This window comes from Lentzea sp. NBRC 102530 (assembly GCF_030269365.1).
GTDB lineage: Bacteria > Actinomycetota > Actinomycetes > Mycobacteriales > Pseudonocardiaceae > Lentzea.
Window position 1 is genome coordinate 148,031 of record NZ_BSTF01000015.1, and the last position, 14,769, is coordinate 162,799.

Sequence of the window (14,769 nt, forward strand, 5' to 3'; positions counted from 1 at the left end):
ATCGGGTCCGACTCGGCGGCGCTGACCGCACATGCACTCGAAAGAAGTACAAGAGCGACAGCGGCGAATCGACGAATCAGCGATTTCTCCGGCAACACAACTCACCCGCCGTCATGAGTAGAATCCGCAGGTCCAACCACAACGACCAATTCGCGATGTAGTAGTTGTCGTATCGAGACCTGTCTGCGATGGAAGTGTCGCCCCGCAGACCGTGCACCTGGGCAAGTCCAGTCAAGCCGGTCGGAACGCGATGGCGCGCCCAATATAGCTCGTGAATAGCGGAAAACTCGCGAACGAAACCGGGACGCTCCGGGCGTGGCCCGACGACGCACATGTCGCCGCGCAGGACGTTCCACAGCTGGGGCAGCTCGTCCAGGGACGTGCGGCGCAGGAACCGGCCGACGGGGCCGACCCGTGAGTCGCCGACGACGGACCACTTGACCTGCGAGTCATCCTCGCCGGTCTGCCGCACGCTGCGGATCTTGTAGAGCGTGAACGTGCGGTCGTCCATGCCGACGCGGACCTGGCGGAAGAACAGCGGGCGGCCGCTCTCGACCAGCACCGCGAGCGCGCACAGCCCGATCACCGGTGCCAGCACGACCAGCGCGACCGCGGCCAGCAGCAGGTCGGCGGCGCGCTTGATCCACCAGGTGGGCCTGCTGGTCGGGGCCGTGCCGAGGCGCATCAGCGGGTAGCTGCGCAGCCGTTCGATGCCGGGACCGTCCGGGTGCAGCTCGTACATCCGCGGCACGACCAGGGTGGAGCAGCCGAGCCGGTGCGCGGTGATCGCGGCCTCGACCAGCGGTGAGTCCTTCGTGTGCGAGAACGCGAGCACGACGGTGCCCGCCTTGAGCCGCACGATCGCGTCGGCGAGGTCGCCGTCGACCACCTCCAGCAGTGGCGGGCGGCGGTCCGGGTCGGGGCCGGAGTCGGCGAACGCGACGGGCCGCAGGCCGAACTGGGGGTGCTCCAGCATGGTCTTCGCGAGGTTCACGCCGACCTCGCCCGCGCCGACGATGATGGTCCGGTCGCAGCGGTCGAACCGCCGCCGGCACCACCGGCCGAACGCGAACACGCCCCACCGGACGGGCTCGATGACCAGCGCGAACTCGATCATCGCCCACTGCACCTCGGCCAGCCGGCCGGGGTCGGCACCGCTGATCAGGCCCAGTCCGGACAGCAGCGCGAACGCCAGCGCCGTGCTCGCCGCGGACCGGGGCAGGTCCTGCAGCCAGGACAGCCACAGCCGCCGCCGGTAGAGCCGCCAGGCTCCCCTGATCGTGAACACCGTCGCCACGGTCGCGCCGCTCCAGGCCCAGCCCAGGTCGTGCCGCACGCACAGCACGGCGAGCGCCACGCCGTCGGCGAGGGCGAGCAGGACCGCGACCGCGTTCACCCGGCTGAGGAGGTCCCGGCCCACCGAGGACGGCTTGAGGGGCCGCTGCGCGGGGCGCCGGAGATCAGCCTCGTGCTCGTCGAGCGGGTCTGCGGGAACGGCAACCGCCGAGAATCGCCTCATGGAAGATCATCCGATCGAAGGAGTTGTGGTCGCAGGTGCGCACGAAAGAGTGAATGAACAGCGAGAAATCATCTCTTCGGGTATCAAATTTCCCTCTTCAGTGGCACTTGTGTACGCGGTCGGTGAGGTTTCGACGTTGTTCCTGCCCTGAACTCACCCAGGGCCCGCCTCAAAGCTTTAGCACGCCGTGTCAATAATTCACGCCACCAACCTAGTGGTGTGACTCGGAACGTTGGCGAGGGAATCGGCATTCAGCAGGGCGCCTCGCGGCACCGCCCCCACGCCCCCGTACCACCAGTACGAGGACGTGGGGGCGGCACCGCGACGCACCCGTCTGACCGCGAATTCCCCCGGCAACGTTGCGAGCCACACCACTAGCCACCGAAGAGGGGGCATTGAGTGAGAGTCGACGAACACGGGATCCGGCATTCGGCCGGAGACTCGGTCGCGATCGTGCAGAAGCCGATCCGCACGTGCGGCGACGTCCACGTCGTCCTCCCGGCCTACAACGAGGCGGAAGCGCTGCCGTCGCTGCTGGCGCGCATCGCCGGCTCGGACCTCGCGGACCGGATCACGGTGTGGGTGGTCGACGACGGCTCGTCCGACGGCACCGGCGACTGCGTCGGGCAGACCCGCGGCATCGACGCCCGGCTGGTGAGCCACCCGGTGAACCTCGGCCTGGGCCAGGCCGTCCAATCAGGACTGAGGGCGGTGCTCGCCGAGGCGGAGCCCGACGACGTGCTGATCGTCATGGACGCCGACGACACGCACGACCCCGGGGTGTTCCCGAAGATGCTGGCCGAGATCAAGGCCGGCGCGGACGTCGTGATCTGCTCCCGGTTCGTCTCCGGCGGCGACGACTCGACGGCACCGCAGTGGCGCCGGCTGCTCAGCCGCGGCGCCCGCGTCGTGTTCGGCAAGGTCCTGCACTTCGACGGCGTGCGCGACTTCACCAGTGGCTTCCGCGCGTACCGGGTGAGCCTGCTCAGCCGCGCCACCGCGCACTACGGCGAGCGGCTGGTCGAGGAACGCGGCTTCGCCTGCATGGTCGAGCTCCTGCTGAAGCTGCGGCACTGCGGCCCGATCGTCAGCGAGATCCCGCTGCACCTGCGCTACGACCGCAAGCCCGGCGCCAGCAAGCTCCGGCTCGGTCGCACGCTCAAGCAGTACCTGCTCCTGCTCACGCGTGACCGCCTCGCGCCCGTTCCGTTCCGGAAGCTCTGATGCCCCAGCGCGTTGTCGTCATCGGCGGGGGCGTCTGCGGCCTCGCCACCGCCCACCGCCTCGCCCGCGAGGGCCTGGCCGTGACGCTGCTCGAGGCGAGCGACCAGCTCGGCGGGCTCGGCACGTTCTTCGAGTCGCAGGGCCGGTCGGTGGAACGCTTCTACCACTGCGTGATGCCGACCGACGACGCGTTGCTCGCGTTGCTGGACGAGGTGGGGCTGCGCGAGAGCGTCGGCTGGCAGCCCACCTCGATGGGCATGATCGTCGGGGGCGAGCACCGCTCGTTCAACTCCGCGCTCGACCTGCTGCGGTTCCGGCCGCTGAGCCTCGTCAACCGGATCCGCTTCGGCGTGGTCTCGTTGCTGCTGCGGCGGCTGGGCAAGGGCAAGGACCTCGACCGGCTGCGCACCGAGGACTGGTTGCGCGGCCTGTACGGCGACAAGATCTGGGACCTGCTGCTGGCCCCGATGTTCGGCGCCAAGTTCGGCTCCGCGTTCGGCGACGTGCCCGCGCTGTACCTGTGGCAGCGCCTGGGCCGCGAGAGCAACGAGTCGGTGCGCGGCTACCCCGCGGGCGGCTACCAGAGCGTCATCGAGGCGCTGAGGGCGTCCATCGAGGCGCACGGCGGCGAGGTCCGCGTCGAAGCCCCCGTCGGCCGGGTGGAGGCCGACGAGCACCGGGTGGTCGTGACGCTCGCGGACGGCGAGACGATCGAGGCGGACCACGCGGTGTCGACCGTGCCGCTGCCGGCGTTGCGCGCCATCGCGGACAGCGACCTCGCGCCGTTGCTGCCCGAGGTGCGGCTGCCGTACCAGGGCGTCGTCAACACGCTCTTCTTCCTGCGCAAGCCGTTGTCCGGGCACTACTGGGCGCCGGTGATCCGTTCCGGCACCGACTTCGACGGCGTGATCGAGATGACGCCGCTGACGGGCTCGGAACGCTACGGCGACCGGCACCTCGTGTACGTCATGCACTACACGGACCGCGAGTCGGCGCTGTATCGCGAGGACCCGGACAGCATCGCCCGCCGGTGGACCGAGCAGCTTCTGAGCGTCCACAAGGGACTGACGGCCGCCGACGTCGACGAGGTCCGGGTGTTCAAGGCACCGTTCGTCGAGCCGGTGTACCCGTTGGGGTACCTGGAGAAGCGGCCTGCCGTCGAGGTCGCCGGCACGCGCCTGCTGCTCGCCACCACCGCCCACGTCTACCCGAACGTCACGAGCTGGAACTCGAGCGTCGAGCTGTCCGGCTCGGTGACGGACACCCTCCTGCGCACCGCCAGGAGCACCCCGACCCAGGAGAACACCGCATGGTCAGCAGAATCGGCGCGGTGATCGCAGCACTGACGATCACCGCGGCCACCCTCGTCTCCTCGCAAACCGTGCAGGCCGACCCCGCACCGTTGCTGCCGGACCTCCGCCAGGCGCCGATCGGCTGCCCCGGCGGGTGGGACGGCTCCCCGCTCGCCTGCTGGGCGTGGGACGTCTGTCTCGTCGAGGACGCCTCGTCACCCCGGGGCCAGTGCATGCACCGCGGCGGCACCGCCCAGGCCGTCCGGCTGCGGTTCACCACCTCGATCGACAACGTCGGCGACGGCCCGTTGCTCCTGCACGCGCACCGCGACAGCACCGCCACCCCGACGATGAACGTGCGCCAGGCGATCCAGTCCGGCGTGGACGGGTCCATCGCCGGGACGTTCAACGAGGCCCGGCGCGAGACGAGGTCCAGCGCGTACTACGAGCCGGCGGAGTCGCACGAGCACTGGCACCTGCTGAACTTCGAGTACTTCCAGCTGCGCACCCCGGACGGCGGCGTGGTCGTGACCGACCGCAAGAACGGGTTCTGCATCGGCGACCGCTACGGGGTGTCCGACGACCTCGCGCACCGGCCGGTCGATCCGGACACTCCCGAGGGGAGGCTCGCGCAGCGGCTGGACGGCCACATGTGCGGCCACCACGACACGTCCGCGTTGGACGTCATGTTCGGGATCTCCGTGGGATCCGGTGACGACTACAAGCACGACGTCGATTTCCAGTGGCTCGACCTGAGCCGCGTGGAGTCCGGGATCTACGACGTCGTGAACGTCGTGAACTCCGACCGCGCGTTGCTGGAGAAGGACTACGACAACAACGCGTCCTCGATCGCGATCTCCGTGCAGTGGCCGGGCGGCGCGGCGTCCCCTCCGGACACGATCACCGCGGCACCGTCCGTGCGGATGATCCGGAGTTGTCCCGGCAAAGCGCGGTGCGCCAAGACGCACAACTGAGAAGTTTCGAAACAACCCGAATGGGGGTGTCCGCACTGGCGGACACCCCGTTTTCTTTTGTACCGGGACAAACGGGCGCGACCCGGTCGCAATACCACGACGTGTGCGTTTGGCACAAACCTTACTCTGTGATGCCGATACACCGAACGCATAGCACACCCGTACAGGCGTGCGCAATTGCACGCAACGCCACTCGCAAACGCTCAAGTCAATAGTCCGAGTGGTGCAATCTTCATCACAGCGCAGAGTGTCGCATGCAACCCCCTTGGCTCTTGACCAGGGCATGTGGCGGGTTGAGAGAATTCACTTCGCGATTCCACCCCGTCAGGGATCGCAAAAGACTGATTCCCGGCCGATCAGGAGTGCCCCATCTTGAGCGCGCCAGTCGTATCGTTGCACGATTTCGCCATTGGACAACTACACAACCTCCTGCGCGCGGTCGGTTTAGCGGACTCCACCAAAGCCGCGACAAAACTGCTGGGTGAGGCATTGGGACCCGGTAGCCGACTCCCGCTCTCCGCAGTTCCTCATTGGCCCTCATTCGTGGCGGACGACCACTCCCCGGTCGAATTCTCGGTGGCTTTGGCCCGAAACGAACGCCCGACCGTGCGGATGATCGTGGAATCGATCGCCGAGAAGCCCGGCAAGCAGGCGAACGTCGGTGTCGCGCTCAAGGTGCTCGACGAGCTCACGAGCAAGCACGGGCTGCGCCGCGACAAGCTCGACACCGTCCGCGACCTGTTCCTGCCCGACGACCCCCAGGGCGCGTTCGCGCTCTGGTACGCGCTGATCGTCGGCCCGGCGGCACCGCCCGGGGTCAAGGTCTACCTCAACCCCGACGCGCAGGGCCGCGACCGCGCCACCGGCCTCGTCGCGGAAGCGCTCTCGCGGCTCGGGCTGAACTCGGCACTCCCGGCGATCACCGAACACGGACTGCGCCGCCCCGGCCTCGACCGGTTCTCCTTCTTCGCGCTCGACCTCGTGGACGAGGACCACGCCCGCGTGAAGACCTACGTCTCGCACGACGACGCGATGGTCACGGACGTGGTGGGCGCGGCGGCAGCTGTCCCCGACGTCGACCAGGGCCTGCTGGCGGACGTCTGCGCGCTCGCCTGCGGCGGCACCGGCCCGTTCCCCCGCCGCCCGCTGATGTCGAGCTACACCTTCCTGTCCGGCGACACGGACTCCCCGAGCGGTTACTCCCTCTACATCCCGGTGCGCGACTACGTCCAGGACGACCTGGAGGCCTGCGAACGGGTGCTGGCGATCATGGCCCGCTGTGGACTCGACACCACGCCGTTCGTGATGGCGCTGGCGAGCCTCGTGCGCCGGCCGCTGGGCGAGGGCGTCGGCCTGATCGCCCACGTCTCGTTGCGCCTGGGCAAACCCAAGCCCGGGGTCTCCGTCTACCTGTCCTCGGAGGCGTACGACGTCACGCCACCCCGCAGTCGAGCACTGCTCGTGTAACCGCACCACCGAAGAAAGGCCGCCGCCGTGGAGCCGTACCGCATCAAGGTAGTCGAACCCATTCCGATCACCACTCGCGAATACCGGGAACGACGCTACGCCGAGGCCGGGTACAACCAGTTCAACCTGACGGCGGAAGACGTCACGATCGACCTGCTGAGCGATTCCGGCACCGGCGCCCTCTCCGCCGAGCAGATGGCCGCCGGCATGCGCGGCGACGAGACCTACGCGGGTTCCCGGTCCTGGTTCCGGTTCCGCGAGGTGGCCGAGGACCTGACGGCGTACCAGCACATCTTCCCGGTGCATCAGGGCCGTGCGGCTGAACGGATCCTGTTCGGCGCCTTGCTGAAACCGGGACAGATCTCGGTCTCCAACACGCACTTCGACATGACCCGGGCCAACGTGGAACTCTCCGGCGGCACAGCCCGCGACCTCCCGTGCCCCGAGGCAGCAGACCTCGACAGCGACGCCCCGTTCAAGGGCAACATCGACCTCGACGCCCTGACCGCGTTGCTGGAAGGTCCCGAAGACGTCGGCGTGGTCGTCATGACCATCACCAACAACGGCGGCGGCGGCCAGCCGGTCTCCATGGCCAACCTGGAAGCCGTGAGCACGTTGTGCCGCAAGCACAACGTCCCGTTCTTCCTGGACGCGGCCCGCTTCGCCGAGAACGCCTGGCTCGTCACCCAACGAGAAGAGCGCTTCCACGGCCACACCCCGCGCGAGGTCGCCAAGCTGGCGTTCCGCCTGGCCGACGGCTGCGTGCTGAGCCTCAAGAAGGACGGCATCGTCCACATCGGAGGGATGCTCGCCCTCCAGGACACCGAACTGGCCAAGCAGTGCGAACTCCTGCTGATCGCCACCGAGGGCTTCCTGACCTACGGCGGCCTCTCCGGCCGAGACCTCGACATGTGCGCCCAGGGCCTCATGGAGGTGACCGATCCCCTCTACCTGCGCGAACGAGCGGAGGCCACCAAGTACCTGGCCGACTGCGCGCGCGAGGCCGGAGTGGACTCCGTGACGCCCACGGGCGTGCACGGCGTCTACCTCAACGCGGCCCGACTGCTCCCCCACATCCCACCGGCCCGCTTCACCGGCCACGCCCTGGCCTCGGAGCTCTACCTGGCGGGCGGAATCCGTTGTGCGGAGGTGGGTTCGCTCTACCTGGGCGAGATCGACGCGGCGGGCGACCTGATCACGCCGGCCCCGTTCGAACTGGTGCGCCTGGCGATCCCGCGCCGCGTGTACACCCGCAGCCACCTGGAGTACGTGGCGGAAACGCTGGGCGCGATCGCGAAGAACCCGGAGAAGGTGCCGGGCTACCGCCTGACCGAGATCCCGGCGATCCTGCGCCCGTTCCGCTGCAGGCTGGCACAGGTCAGGCCCTGACCGGCCGCGGAACGACGAAGGCCCCCGGCGCACGCGCCGGGGGCCTCGCTCGTCCGAAGACTCACGCCATGACGTCAAGCCGGTTCATCGCGTGCTCGATCACGCGCACCAGCACCGACTTGCAGGACTCCCGATCCCGAGCGTCGCACAACACCAACGGCACGGACTCGGCAACGTCCAGCGCCACCCGCATCTCCTCGGCGGTGTAGGAGTGACTGCCCTCGAAGCAGTTCACGGCAACGACGAACGGAATCCCACGACGCTCGAAGAAGTCGATGGCCCCGAACCCGGCGTCCAACCGCCGGGTGTCGACCAGCACCACAGCCCCGATGGACCCGATGGCGAGCTCGTCCCACAGGAACCAGAACCGGTCCTGCCCGGGCGTGCCGAACAGGTACAGCACCAGCTCGGGGTTGATGGTGATGCGGCCGAAGTCCAGGGCGACGGTGGTGGTGGTCTTGCCCTCCACCCCGTAGAGGTCGTCGATCTCCTCCCCGGCCTCGGTCAGCAGCTCCTCGGTGCGCAGCGGGGTGATCTCGCTGACCGCGCCGACCATCGTGGTCTTGCCCACGCCGAAACCGCCGGCGACGACGATCTTCACGGAGGTGGGGACGGTGAGTTCTTCCCTGCCCTGCCCGGAATCAGATTGCACGGACACCATCGAGCACCTTCTGGAGTAGGTTCATGTCGACCGGGGTCACCCTGGTGGCCGGGCCGCTGGTGATGACGTCACCGCGCTGGATCAGGTCGCTCAGCAACACCTTCACCACCACGAGCGGGGCGTGGAGGTAGGCGGCCACCTCGGCCACGGAAAGCGGTTTCCGGCAGAGCTTGATGATCTCCAGGTGCTCGACCGACAGGGTGCCCTGGTCGGTCGTCGTGCGCAGTGCGCGCACCTGGGTCGTGAGCGTGAGGTCCTCGCCGGCGGGCTTGGGCCTGGTGCGTCCGCTCACCATCGCGTACGGGCGGACCATCGGGCCCGCCGCCTCGTCGTACCACCAGTCCGAGGAGTTGCTCATGACAACCCGAGGGGGTTGGGCATCCGGGGTGACGCCAGTGTGCGCGGCGCCGACGAGAGGTAGGCGCCGACGCGCTTCACGAGCATGTTCATCTCGTACGCGATCATGCCCATGTCGGCGTCCTCGTCGCCCACCACCGCGAGGCAGGCGCCCTGGCCCGCCGCTGTGACGAAGAGGTGTGCGCGCTCCATCTCCACGATGGTCTGGCGGACCTGCCCACCTCCGAAGTGCCTTCCGGTGCCGCGAGCGAGGCTCTGGAAGGCGGACGCCATCGCCGACAGGTGGTCGGAGTCGTCCTTGGAGAGCTCGGGAGAGTGGGCGAGCAGCAGGCCGTCCGCGGAGAGCACCACCGCGTGCCGGGCACCGACCACTCTCGCGACGAGGTCCTCCAGCAGCCAGTTGAGCTCGGGGTGCCCGCTGGTCAGGTCGTCCACGGAAATAGCCCTTTCGGTTCTGTGATTCACGGTTCCACGACGTCGTCGGCCTGGCGGGCGTCTCGGGTGCCGCGCTGGAAGGCGGACATGCCGTCGCGGGTTCGTTCCGCCCGTTCCTCGGGGTTGAACTCCGCGAGTTCCGGCATCGGCCGGACTTCGTCGTTGGCGAGCTGGGGCACGAGGTGTTGCTGCCGCCTGCGGCGCGGCAACTCGGGCCGGGTGTCCGTGCGGGTCGTCGTGTCACCTTCCGCCGGGTCGTCGGTCGGCCACGCGCCTCCCAGGCGGTCTTCCCGGGGCAGTTCGATCTGCCCGCTGTTGCTGTCCAGGTCCCTTTCGAGGTCGAGGGCCGGACTCCGGTCGTTTCCCACTGCCCTGCCGGCCCAGAACTCGTCCAGGCGGAAGGTCTCGGTGGGGCGCTCGCCGGGACGCGAGTCGTGGTTCAGGTCGCCCTGGATCGGCACGGCGGCTTCGAGTGCCTCCGGCGACCGCGCGGCCTGCTGCATGGTCTGCTGGCGGAACGTCGGCTTCGGCATCGGCACGGAGTCCGCGGGGTCGACCGCGCCCGCCTCGCCGACGATCAGCTCGGACGGGATGAGCACGAGCGCGATGGTGCCGCCGGACGGGCAGTCGCGCAGCTCGACGTGGACGTGGCGGCGCGCGGCCAGCCGGGCGACGACGAAGAGGCCGAGACGGGACTCACCGCGCAGGCGCATCGCCTCGAAGTCCGGCGGCGCCTCCAGCATCTTGTTGTGCTGCTCGCGGTCCTCGGCCTTGATGCCGAGACCGTGGTCCTCGATCTCGATGACGAGGCCCTGCGGCACCTCGCTGCTGTGGATCTCGACCTGCGAGCGCGGCGACGAGAACGACGTGGCGTTGTCGACGAGCTCGGCGATCAGGTGGATGGTGTCCGCGACGGCGGCGCCGACCAGCGCGACCTCGGGCACCGGGTTCACCTTGACGCGGGCGTACTGCTCGGTCTCGGCGACGGCGGCGCGCACGACGTCGAGCATGCGCACGGGCTTGCGCCACTGCCGGCCCGGCTGCTCGCCGGTGAGGATGATCAGGTTCTCGGCGTTGCGGCGGGCACGCGTCGCGAGGTGGTCGAGCTGGAAGAACGCGTCGAGGTGGTCCGGGTTCTCCTCCTCGCGCTCCAGCTTGTCGAGGATCTTGAGCTGGCGGTGCACCAGGCCCTGGTTGCGGCGCGCGATGTCGAGGAAGACCCGGTTCACGCCTTCACGGGTCTGCGACTCCTTCACGGCCGCGGCGACGGCGGTGTACTGCGCGGCGTTGAACGCGTCGGCCACCTGCCCGATCTCGTCGTTGCCGTAGTCGAGCGCGGGGACCTCGGCGGCGACGTCGACGTGCTTGCCGTCGCGCAGCCGCTCGACGATGCTCGGCAGCCGCTCGTGGGCGAGCTTCAGCGAGTCGCTCTTCAGGCTGGTGAGGCGGACGATCAACGCCTTGTTGACGAGGCGGTTGGAGACGCGGACCGCGACGAAGATGCCGACGATGACCGCGATCAGGGCGATGAGCGAACCGATGAGGACGGTCGTGAACTTGTCCTTGCCGTTCGCCATGGCGATGTTGACGGCGCCGGTCGACTGCTCCTGCACCATCGTGGTCAGCTCGGTCGACACCGCGCGGCTCGCGTTCTCCCACTCCGTCAGGGAGACCTGCTGGCCGATCGGCCGTTCCGCGTTCTGCAGCAGGCGGTTCTCGAGCGTCACGAGCTGCTGGTAGGGCGCGCTGCCGGTGACGGTCTTGAAGTGCTCGCGCACGTTCGGCAGCGAGGTGGGTTCGATGACGTTGAGCGTGAAGTGGTACGCGCCGACGAGCTGGACGAACTCGCGGTGCTCCTCCGCCGTGAACCTGCCCGCGGCGAGTGCGCCGGCGGCGACGGAACTGGAGCGCGACATGGCGTCCGAGGCCTGGAAGTACTGCAACGCACCGAGTGCGCCCTGCACGGTCTCGGCGTCGGGCACGATGCGGGCCTGCGTGCCGAACAGCGAACCACCGGCGTCGAGAACGCTGTTGTAGTAGCGGTACGTCTCGTCCTTGGACGTGGCACCGGACTCGAGGCGCTCGCGCTGCTCCGGCAGCTGGTCGAGCAGGCCGTTGAGCTTGTTGATGCCGTCGACGATCTCCTGCGGCGCCTGGGAGGCGAGCTCCGCGAAGGCCGCCTTCATCTCCTCGACGTCCTTGTCGGTGTCCTGCTGCTGCTTGAGCAACGCCGACGCGTTCGCGCCGGGGCGGCTCAGGCTCGTCATGCTGAGCTCGCGTTCCTTCTGCAGCGACGCGAACGACTGGACCGCGGGGATCGAGGCGTCTCGCGCGCCGGAAGCCACCAGCTGGAGGTACAGCCCCTCGAACACCGTGTAGGACGAGAACAGCGCCCACATGGCCAGAAGGACGACGCTGGGAACCACCACGACACCAGTGAGCCGGGAACGAATTGTCTTGTAATTCGTCTCAGGCACGTTCTTCAGCTTCACAACGCTCCACGACCACCCGAATTGGCGACGGAAAGATAGCACCGCATGATCAGCATGATCAACAGCGATGATCTTGAGGGGGCGAGAGCAGAGTACTCACTCGGTTGACCTTCGCAACACCCCCCATCGCCCTGGTTCACCACTAGGGGGTCCCGATGACCGTATGGGCTAAAGGGATGAGGGGCCAGGGGCTTTCGGCTGACTGAACTGTGGAAACGCGGTTCTATTGACGGCAACTTGACACTGGCGTGCGACATCTTCTACGCACGAGCGGAGCGCGACCAATCGTCGCTTTCCGTCACCGTGTCCTATTCGCGAATTCGCACGTCAGGCCCACGACCGAGAGTGATCGACTTACGGCCGTTACCCGGCCGAGATCAGCCGGGCGGGCCCGGTTCGAGTCGCTAAGAACTCGGCAATTCCGCTGGTCACCGCCGCGAAGGCGACAGTTCCCGCGCCGACCGCGGTGAGAAGTGCCCGGAACGGGCGCACGATGTCACCCCGATGGCCGAACGCGCGATGCCCCCGATGCCCGTCACCGCAGTGGTCTCGGCCACAGCGCGCGTTTCCGCTGATTACCGCCTACCCCGCGGCGGGCGTCCACTGCCCACTGTCCACACGTGAGCGCAGGACCGATGGCGCACGGAAGCATCCATTGCGAATCAAGAAGTTCTCGCCGGGTTCCCACGTTTCCGAAAGTTCTTCGACCACGACTGCCGCGCACGACTGTCCTTCTGCGCCTGCGCCACGGCGCGAACCGGGCAGGATCCGGGCCGAGGGCGGGGCGACGCCACCCCCAGTGACGTCGCCCCACCCGGACGCGGGCCGACTGACGTGAACCGTGACTCGATCACATCCACGCCAGTCGAAGCGAGGTAAGTTAAACCTGGTTCACCCCAGGCCGTCAACAGGCGTGAATCATCTAACCTTGGGATTCACGCCAGTCAAAACACGAGGTGGGGTGGGATGACAGACCAGGAGCAGCCACAACAGCGGGTGCTGGCCGACCGGCTCGGATACCTGTTCCGGTCCATCCGGCAGTCCGGCGAGCGCGAGTACAGCAACGAGGACGTCGCCGAGGCGATCACGCGCGACCAGGGCGTGACGATCTCCGCGTCCTACATCTGGTACCTGCGCACCGGGCAGCGCGACAACCCGACGCTCAAGCACCTGACCGCGCTGGCGACGTTCTTCGGCGTGCCCCCGGCCTACTTCTTCGACGACGCCGTGCGCGAGCAGGTCGAGGGTGAGATCGCGCTCGTCACGGCGTTGAAGGACAACGGCGTGCGGGAGGTCGCGATGCGGGCGTCCGGGCTCTCGGACAAGAGCCTCGACACCATCACCGAGGTCATCAACCGCGTGCGGGAGCTGGAAGGCCTGCCGCCGAAAGAGTCCTGAACGCGCGCGCCACCTCGGTCAGTTCCGCGACGTCGAGCGGGCGCAACGCGGCGGGTCCCGCCGTCACGGGTGCGTCGCGCGCCTTGGCGGCGAGCGCGGCCGCCATCGCCGCCGCCTCCCCGTCCCGTTCGGCGATCGCGGTGTCCCAGTAGGCGCGCAGCGCGAGCCGGCCGTCCAGGATCTCGATGACGCACCGGTAGACGCGCAGGTCGATCGGCACGCGTTCGCCCGGCGGCACCAGGGCGATCTCCGGCATCACGTCGTAGCAGGCGCGCCACAACGGCAGGAGTTCGCGGTACCGCAGGTGTTGTTGCCGCAGCCGGGTCGCGCGGACGATCCGCGGCCCCCACACGTAGGCGGTCAGGCCCACCACGAAGAACACCAGCACGACGCCGCTCAGCGACGTCGACACCGCGCCTTCCCACCAGGGCAGCTGCAGGCCGAGGCGGGACGCCAGCGCGTACGCGGCCTTGTGCGCGGCGTAGGCGAACCCGATCAGACTGGCGAGCGACCACAACCGCAGGGCGAACCGCATCGGCCCGTCCGGCGCGCTGCCCGCGAACTGCCGCGTCAGCCGGTACACGTCGACCAGCACGAACGCCATGTAGCCGAGGTAGACGAGCAGGTACTCGGTCACGAACGGCATGTCGGCGTACGCGCCGACGAAATCCTCCGCGTCGTCACCGGGGTTCGCCAGCCAGAACAGCACGATCATCGCGCCGAGCGCGACGCCCGCCGTCGCCGCCCGCGCCACGATCCCGGCCTTCGACCGCGACCCCGAGTGCGCCACGAAGACGTTCAGCCAGAACAGGCTGATCACGATGAGCCCGTGCTGCACGATCCGGACGAGGCTCGCGCCCTCCGCGAACAACGGGATGCGCAGGTAGAGCGGCGGCAGCCCGATCGTGAACCCGAGCGCGAGGAACAGCAGCGCGAGGCAGACGGCCGCGTTGCCGAAGCTGCGCGACGGCCGCCGCACCAGCAGTGCCACCCGGTACGCCGTGCACGCCCACAGCAGCACCACGACGAGGATGTGGAACGCCCTAAGCACTCAGCACCTCGCGCAGCCTCTCCAGTTCCGGATCGGGCACCTCCGGCGTGACGGTGCCGACGACCTCGAACCCCGCCCGCATGAGCACCAGCGTGGCGAACAGCTCGGCCTCCTGCTCGTGCTCGTTGTCGTAGCTGTCGCGGCACAGCAGTTGCCGCACGACCTTCGGGTCGAGGTTCGGGGCGAGCAGGCGGGCGGTGAGGTCGTCCAGTTCGGCGACGCCGGCGTGCGCGAACACCATGTGCCCCACCTCGTGCAGCACGATGTGCGCGCGGTGGGCCTCACCGACGGACTCGTCGTAGAAGATGTAGTCGGCCTTCTTCGCGGCCACCCACAGCCCGGACGGGTTGGAGGTCCGCGAAGTCAGCGCGAGCAGGTGGAGGGGCCTGCCGCGCTGCTCCGCCAGTCGTTCGCACAGCGCCGCGACGTCGAGCGGCGAGCCGATGGCCAGCCGCTCGATCTGTTCCTCGCAGCGCTTGCGCACCCGCCCCAAATCCACGGCGGCGATAC

General features: G+C 68.6%; 13 protein-coding genes. 6 read left to right on the forward strand and 7 right to left on the reverse strand.

Annotated features, from left to right (window positions below):
• Positions 1-76 precede the first annotated feature (76 nt).
• Complete coding sequence (locus tag QSK25_RS33830; RefSeq protein ID WP_285644368.1) at positions 77-1,519, reverse strand: sugar transferase; 1,443 nt, start codon at positions 1,517-1,519, stop codon at positions 77-79.
• A gap of 399 nt (positions 1,520-1,918) precedes the next feature.
• Here QSK25_RS33830 and QSK25_RS33835 point away from each other — a divergent pair, with 399 nt between their 5' ends.
• From QSK25_RS33835 to QSK25_RS33855, 5 genes are all read left to right on the forward strand, one after another.
• Positions 1,919-2,743 (forward strand): glycosyltransferase, encoded by an 825-nt coding sequence (locus QSK25_RS33835; protein WP_285644370.1) that lies wholly within the window; start codon positions 1,919-1,921, stop codon positions 2,741-2,743.
• The gene (locus QSK25_RS33840; RefSeq protein WP_285644372.1) at positions 2,743-4,077 is read left to right on the forward strand and encodes an FAD-dependent oxidoreductase; all 1,335 of its coding nucleotides are present in this window, start codon (positions 2,743-2,745) and stop codon (positions 4,075-4,077) included. The genes QSK25_RS33835 and QSK25_RS33840 overlap by 1 nt, the downstream gene beginning before the upstream one ends.
• Complete coding sequence (locus tag QSK25_RS33845; RefSeq protein ID WP_285644373.1) at positions 4,053-5,009, forward strand: lysyl oxidase family protein; 957 nt, start codon at positions 4,053-4,055, stop codon at positions 5,007-5,009. The genes QSK25_RS33840 and QSK25_RS33845 overlap by 25 nt, the downstream gene beginning before the upstream one ends.
• Before the next feature lie 489 nt (positions 5,010-5,498).
• Entirely contained in the window at positions 5,499-6,476 is a 978-nt protein-coding gene (locus QSK25_RS33850; protein WP_285644375.1) for a tryptophan dimethylallyltransferase family protein, read from the forward strand.
• A gap of 27 nt (positions 6,477-6,503) precedes the next feature.
• Positions 6,504-7,865, forward strand: a complete 1,362-nt coding sequence (locus QSK25_RS33855; RefSeq protein ID WP_285644376.1) for a tryptophanase — start codon at positions 6,504-6,506, stop codon at positions 7,863-7,865.
• A gap of 61 nt (positions 7,866-7,926) precedes the next feature.
• Here the strand turns inward: QSK25_RS33855 and QSK25_RS33860 are convergent, their stop codons facing one another.
• Genes QSK25_RS33860 through QSK25_RS33875 form a run of 4 tightly spaced genes read right to left on the reverse strand, consistent with a single transcriptional unit; the run spans position 7,927 to position 11,747 of the window.
• Positions 7,927-8,526 (reverse strand): GTP-binding protein, encoded by a 600-nt coding sequence (locus QSK25_RS33860; RefSeq protein WP_285644377.1) that lies wholly within the window; start codon positions 8,524-8,526, stop codon positions 7,927-7,929.
• On the reverse strand, positions 8,507-8,884 hold the full coding sequence (locus QSK25_RS33865; RefSeq protein ID WP_285644378.1) for a DUF742 domain-containing protein: 378 nt from the start codon (positions 8,882-8,884) through the stop codon (positions 8,507-8,509). Before QSK25_RS33865 ends, QSK25_RS33860 begins: the two co-directional genes overlap by 20 nt.
• On the reverse strand, positions 8,881-9,318 hold the full coding sequence (locus tag QSK25_RS33870; RefSeq protein WP_266041506.1) for a roadblock/LC7 domain-containing protein: 438 nt from the start codon (positions 9,316-9,318) through the stop codon (positions 8,881-8,883). The genes QSK25_RS33865 and QSK25_RS33870 overlap by 4 nt, the downstream gene beginning before the upstream one ends.
• A gap of 26 nt (positions 9,319-9,344) precedes the next feature.
• Positions 9,345-11,747: a sensor histidine kinase gene (locus QSK25_RS33875; protein ID WP_285644381.1), complete on the reverse strand. Its 2,403-nt coding sequence runs from the start codon at positions 11,745-11,747 to the stop codon at positions 9,345-9,347.
• A gap of 1,029 nt (positions 11,748-12,776) precedes the next feature.
• On the opposite strand from QSK25_RS33875, the gene QSK25_RS33880 reads away from it, so the two are divergent.
• Positions 12,777-13,208 carry a helix-turn-helix domain-containing protein gene (locus QSK25_RS33880; protein WP_285644383.1) on the forward strand — a complete coding sequence of 144 codons (432 nt, stop codon included), beginning with the start codon at positions 12,777-12,779 and terminating at the stop codon, positions 13,206-13,208.
• Here the strand turns inward: QSK25_RS33880 and QSK25_RS33885 are convergent.
• Positions 13,162-14,259, reverse strand: coding sequence for an MAB_1171c family putative transporter (locus QSK25_RS33885; protein WP_285644385.1), 1,098 nt, complete (start codon positions 14,257-14,259; stop codon positions 13,162-13,164). The two genes, QSK25_RS33880 and QSK25_RS33885, sit on opposite strands and share 47 nt — an antisense overlap.
• The gene (locus QSK25_RS33890; RefSeq protein ID WP_285644388.1) at positions 14,252-14,758 is read right to left on the reverse strand and encodes a toxin; all 507 of its coding nucleotides are present in this window, start codon (positions 14,756-14,758) and stop codon (positions 14,252-14,254) included. Before QSK25_RS33890 ends, QSK25_RS33885 begins: the two co-directional genes overlap by 8 nt.
• Between the last annotated feature and the right edge of the window lie 11 nt (positions 14,759-14,769).

What these genes read in the sequence shown, in the direction of transcription:
- QSK25_RS33830 (WP_285644368.1), bottom strand. Translation starts at nt 1,519, where the DNA reads ATGAGGCGATTCTCGGCGGTTGCCGTTCCCGCAGACCCGCTCGACGAG.
- QSK25_RS33840 (WP_285644372.1), top strand. Translation starts at nt 2,743, where the DNA reads ATGCCCCAGCGCGTTGTCGTCATCGGCGGGGGCGTCTGCGGCCTCGCC.
- QSK25_RS33845 (WP_285644373.1), top strand. Translation starts at nt 4,053, where the DNA reads ATGGTCAGCAGAATCGGCGCGGTGATCGCAGCACTGACGATCACCGCG.
- QSK25_RS33860 (WP_285644377.1), bottom strand. Translation starts at nt 8,526, where the DNA reads ATGGTGTCCGTGCAATCTGATTCCGGGCAGGGCAGGGAAGAACTCACC.
- QSK25_RS33865 (WP_285644378.1), bottom strand. Translation starts at nt 8,884, where the DNA reads ATGAGCAACTCCTCGGACTGGTGGTACGACGAGGCGGCGGGCCCGATG.
- QSK25_RS33880 (WP_285644383.1), top strand. Translation starts at nt 12,777, where the DNA reads ATGACAGACCAGGAGCAGCCACAACAGCGGGTGCTGGCCGACCGGCTC.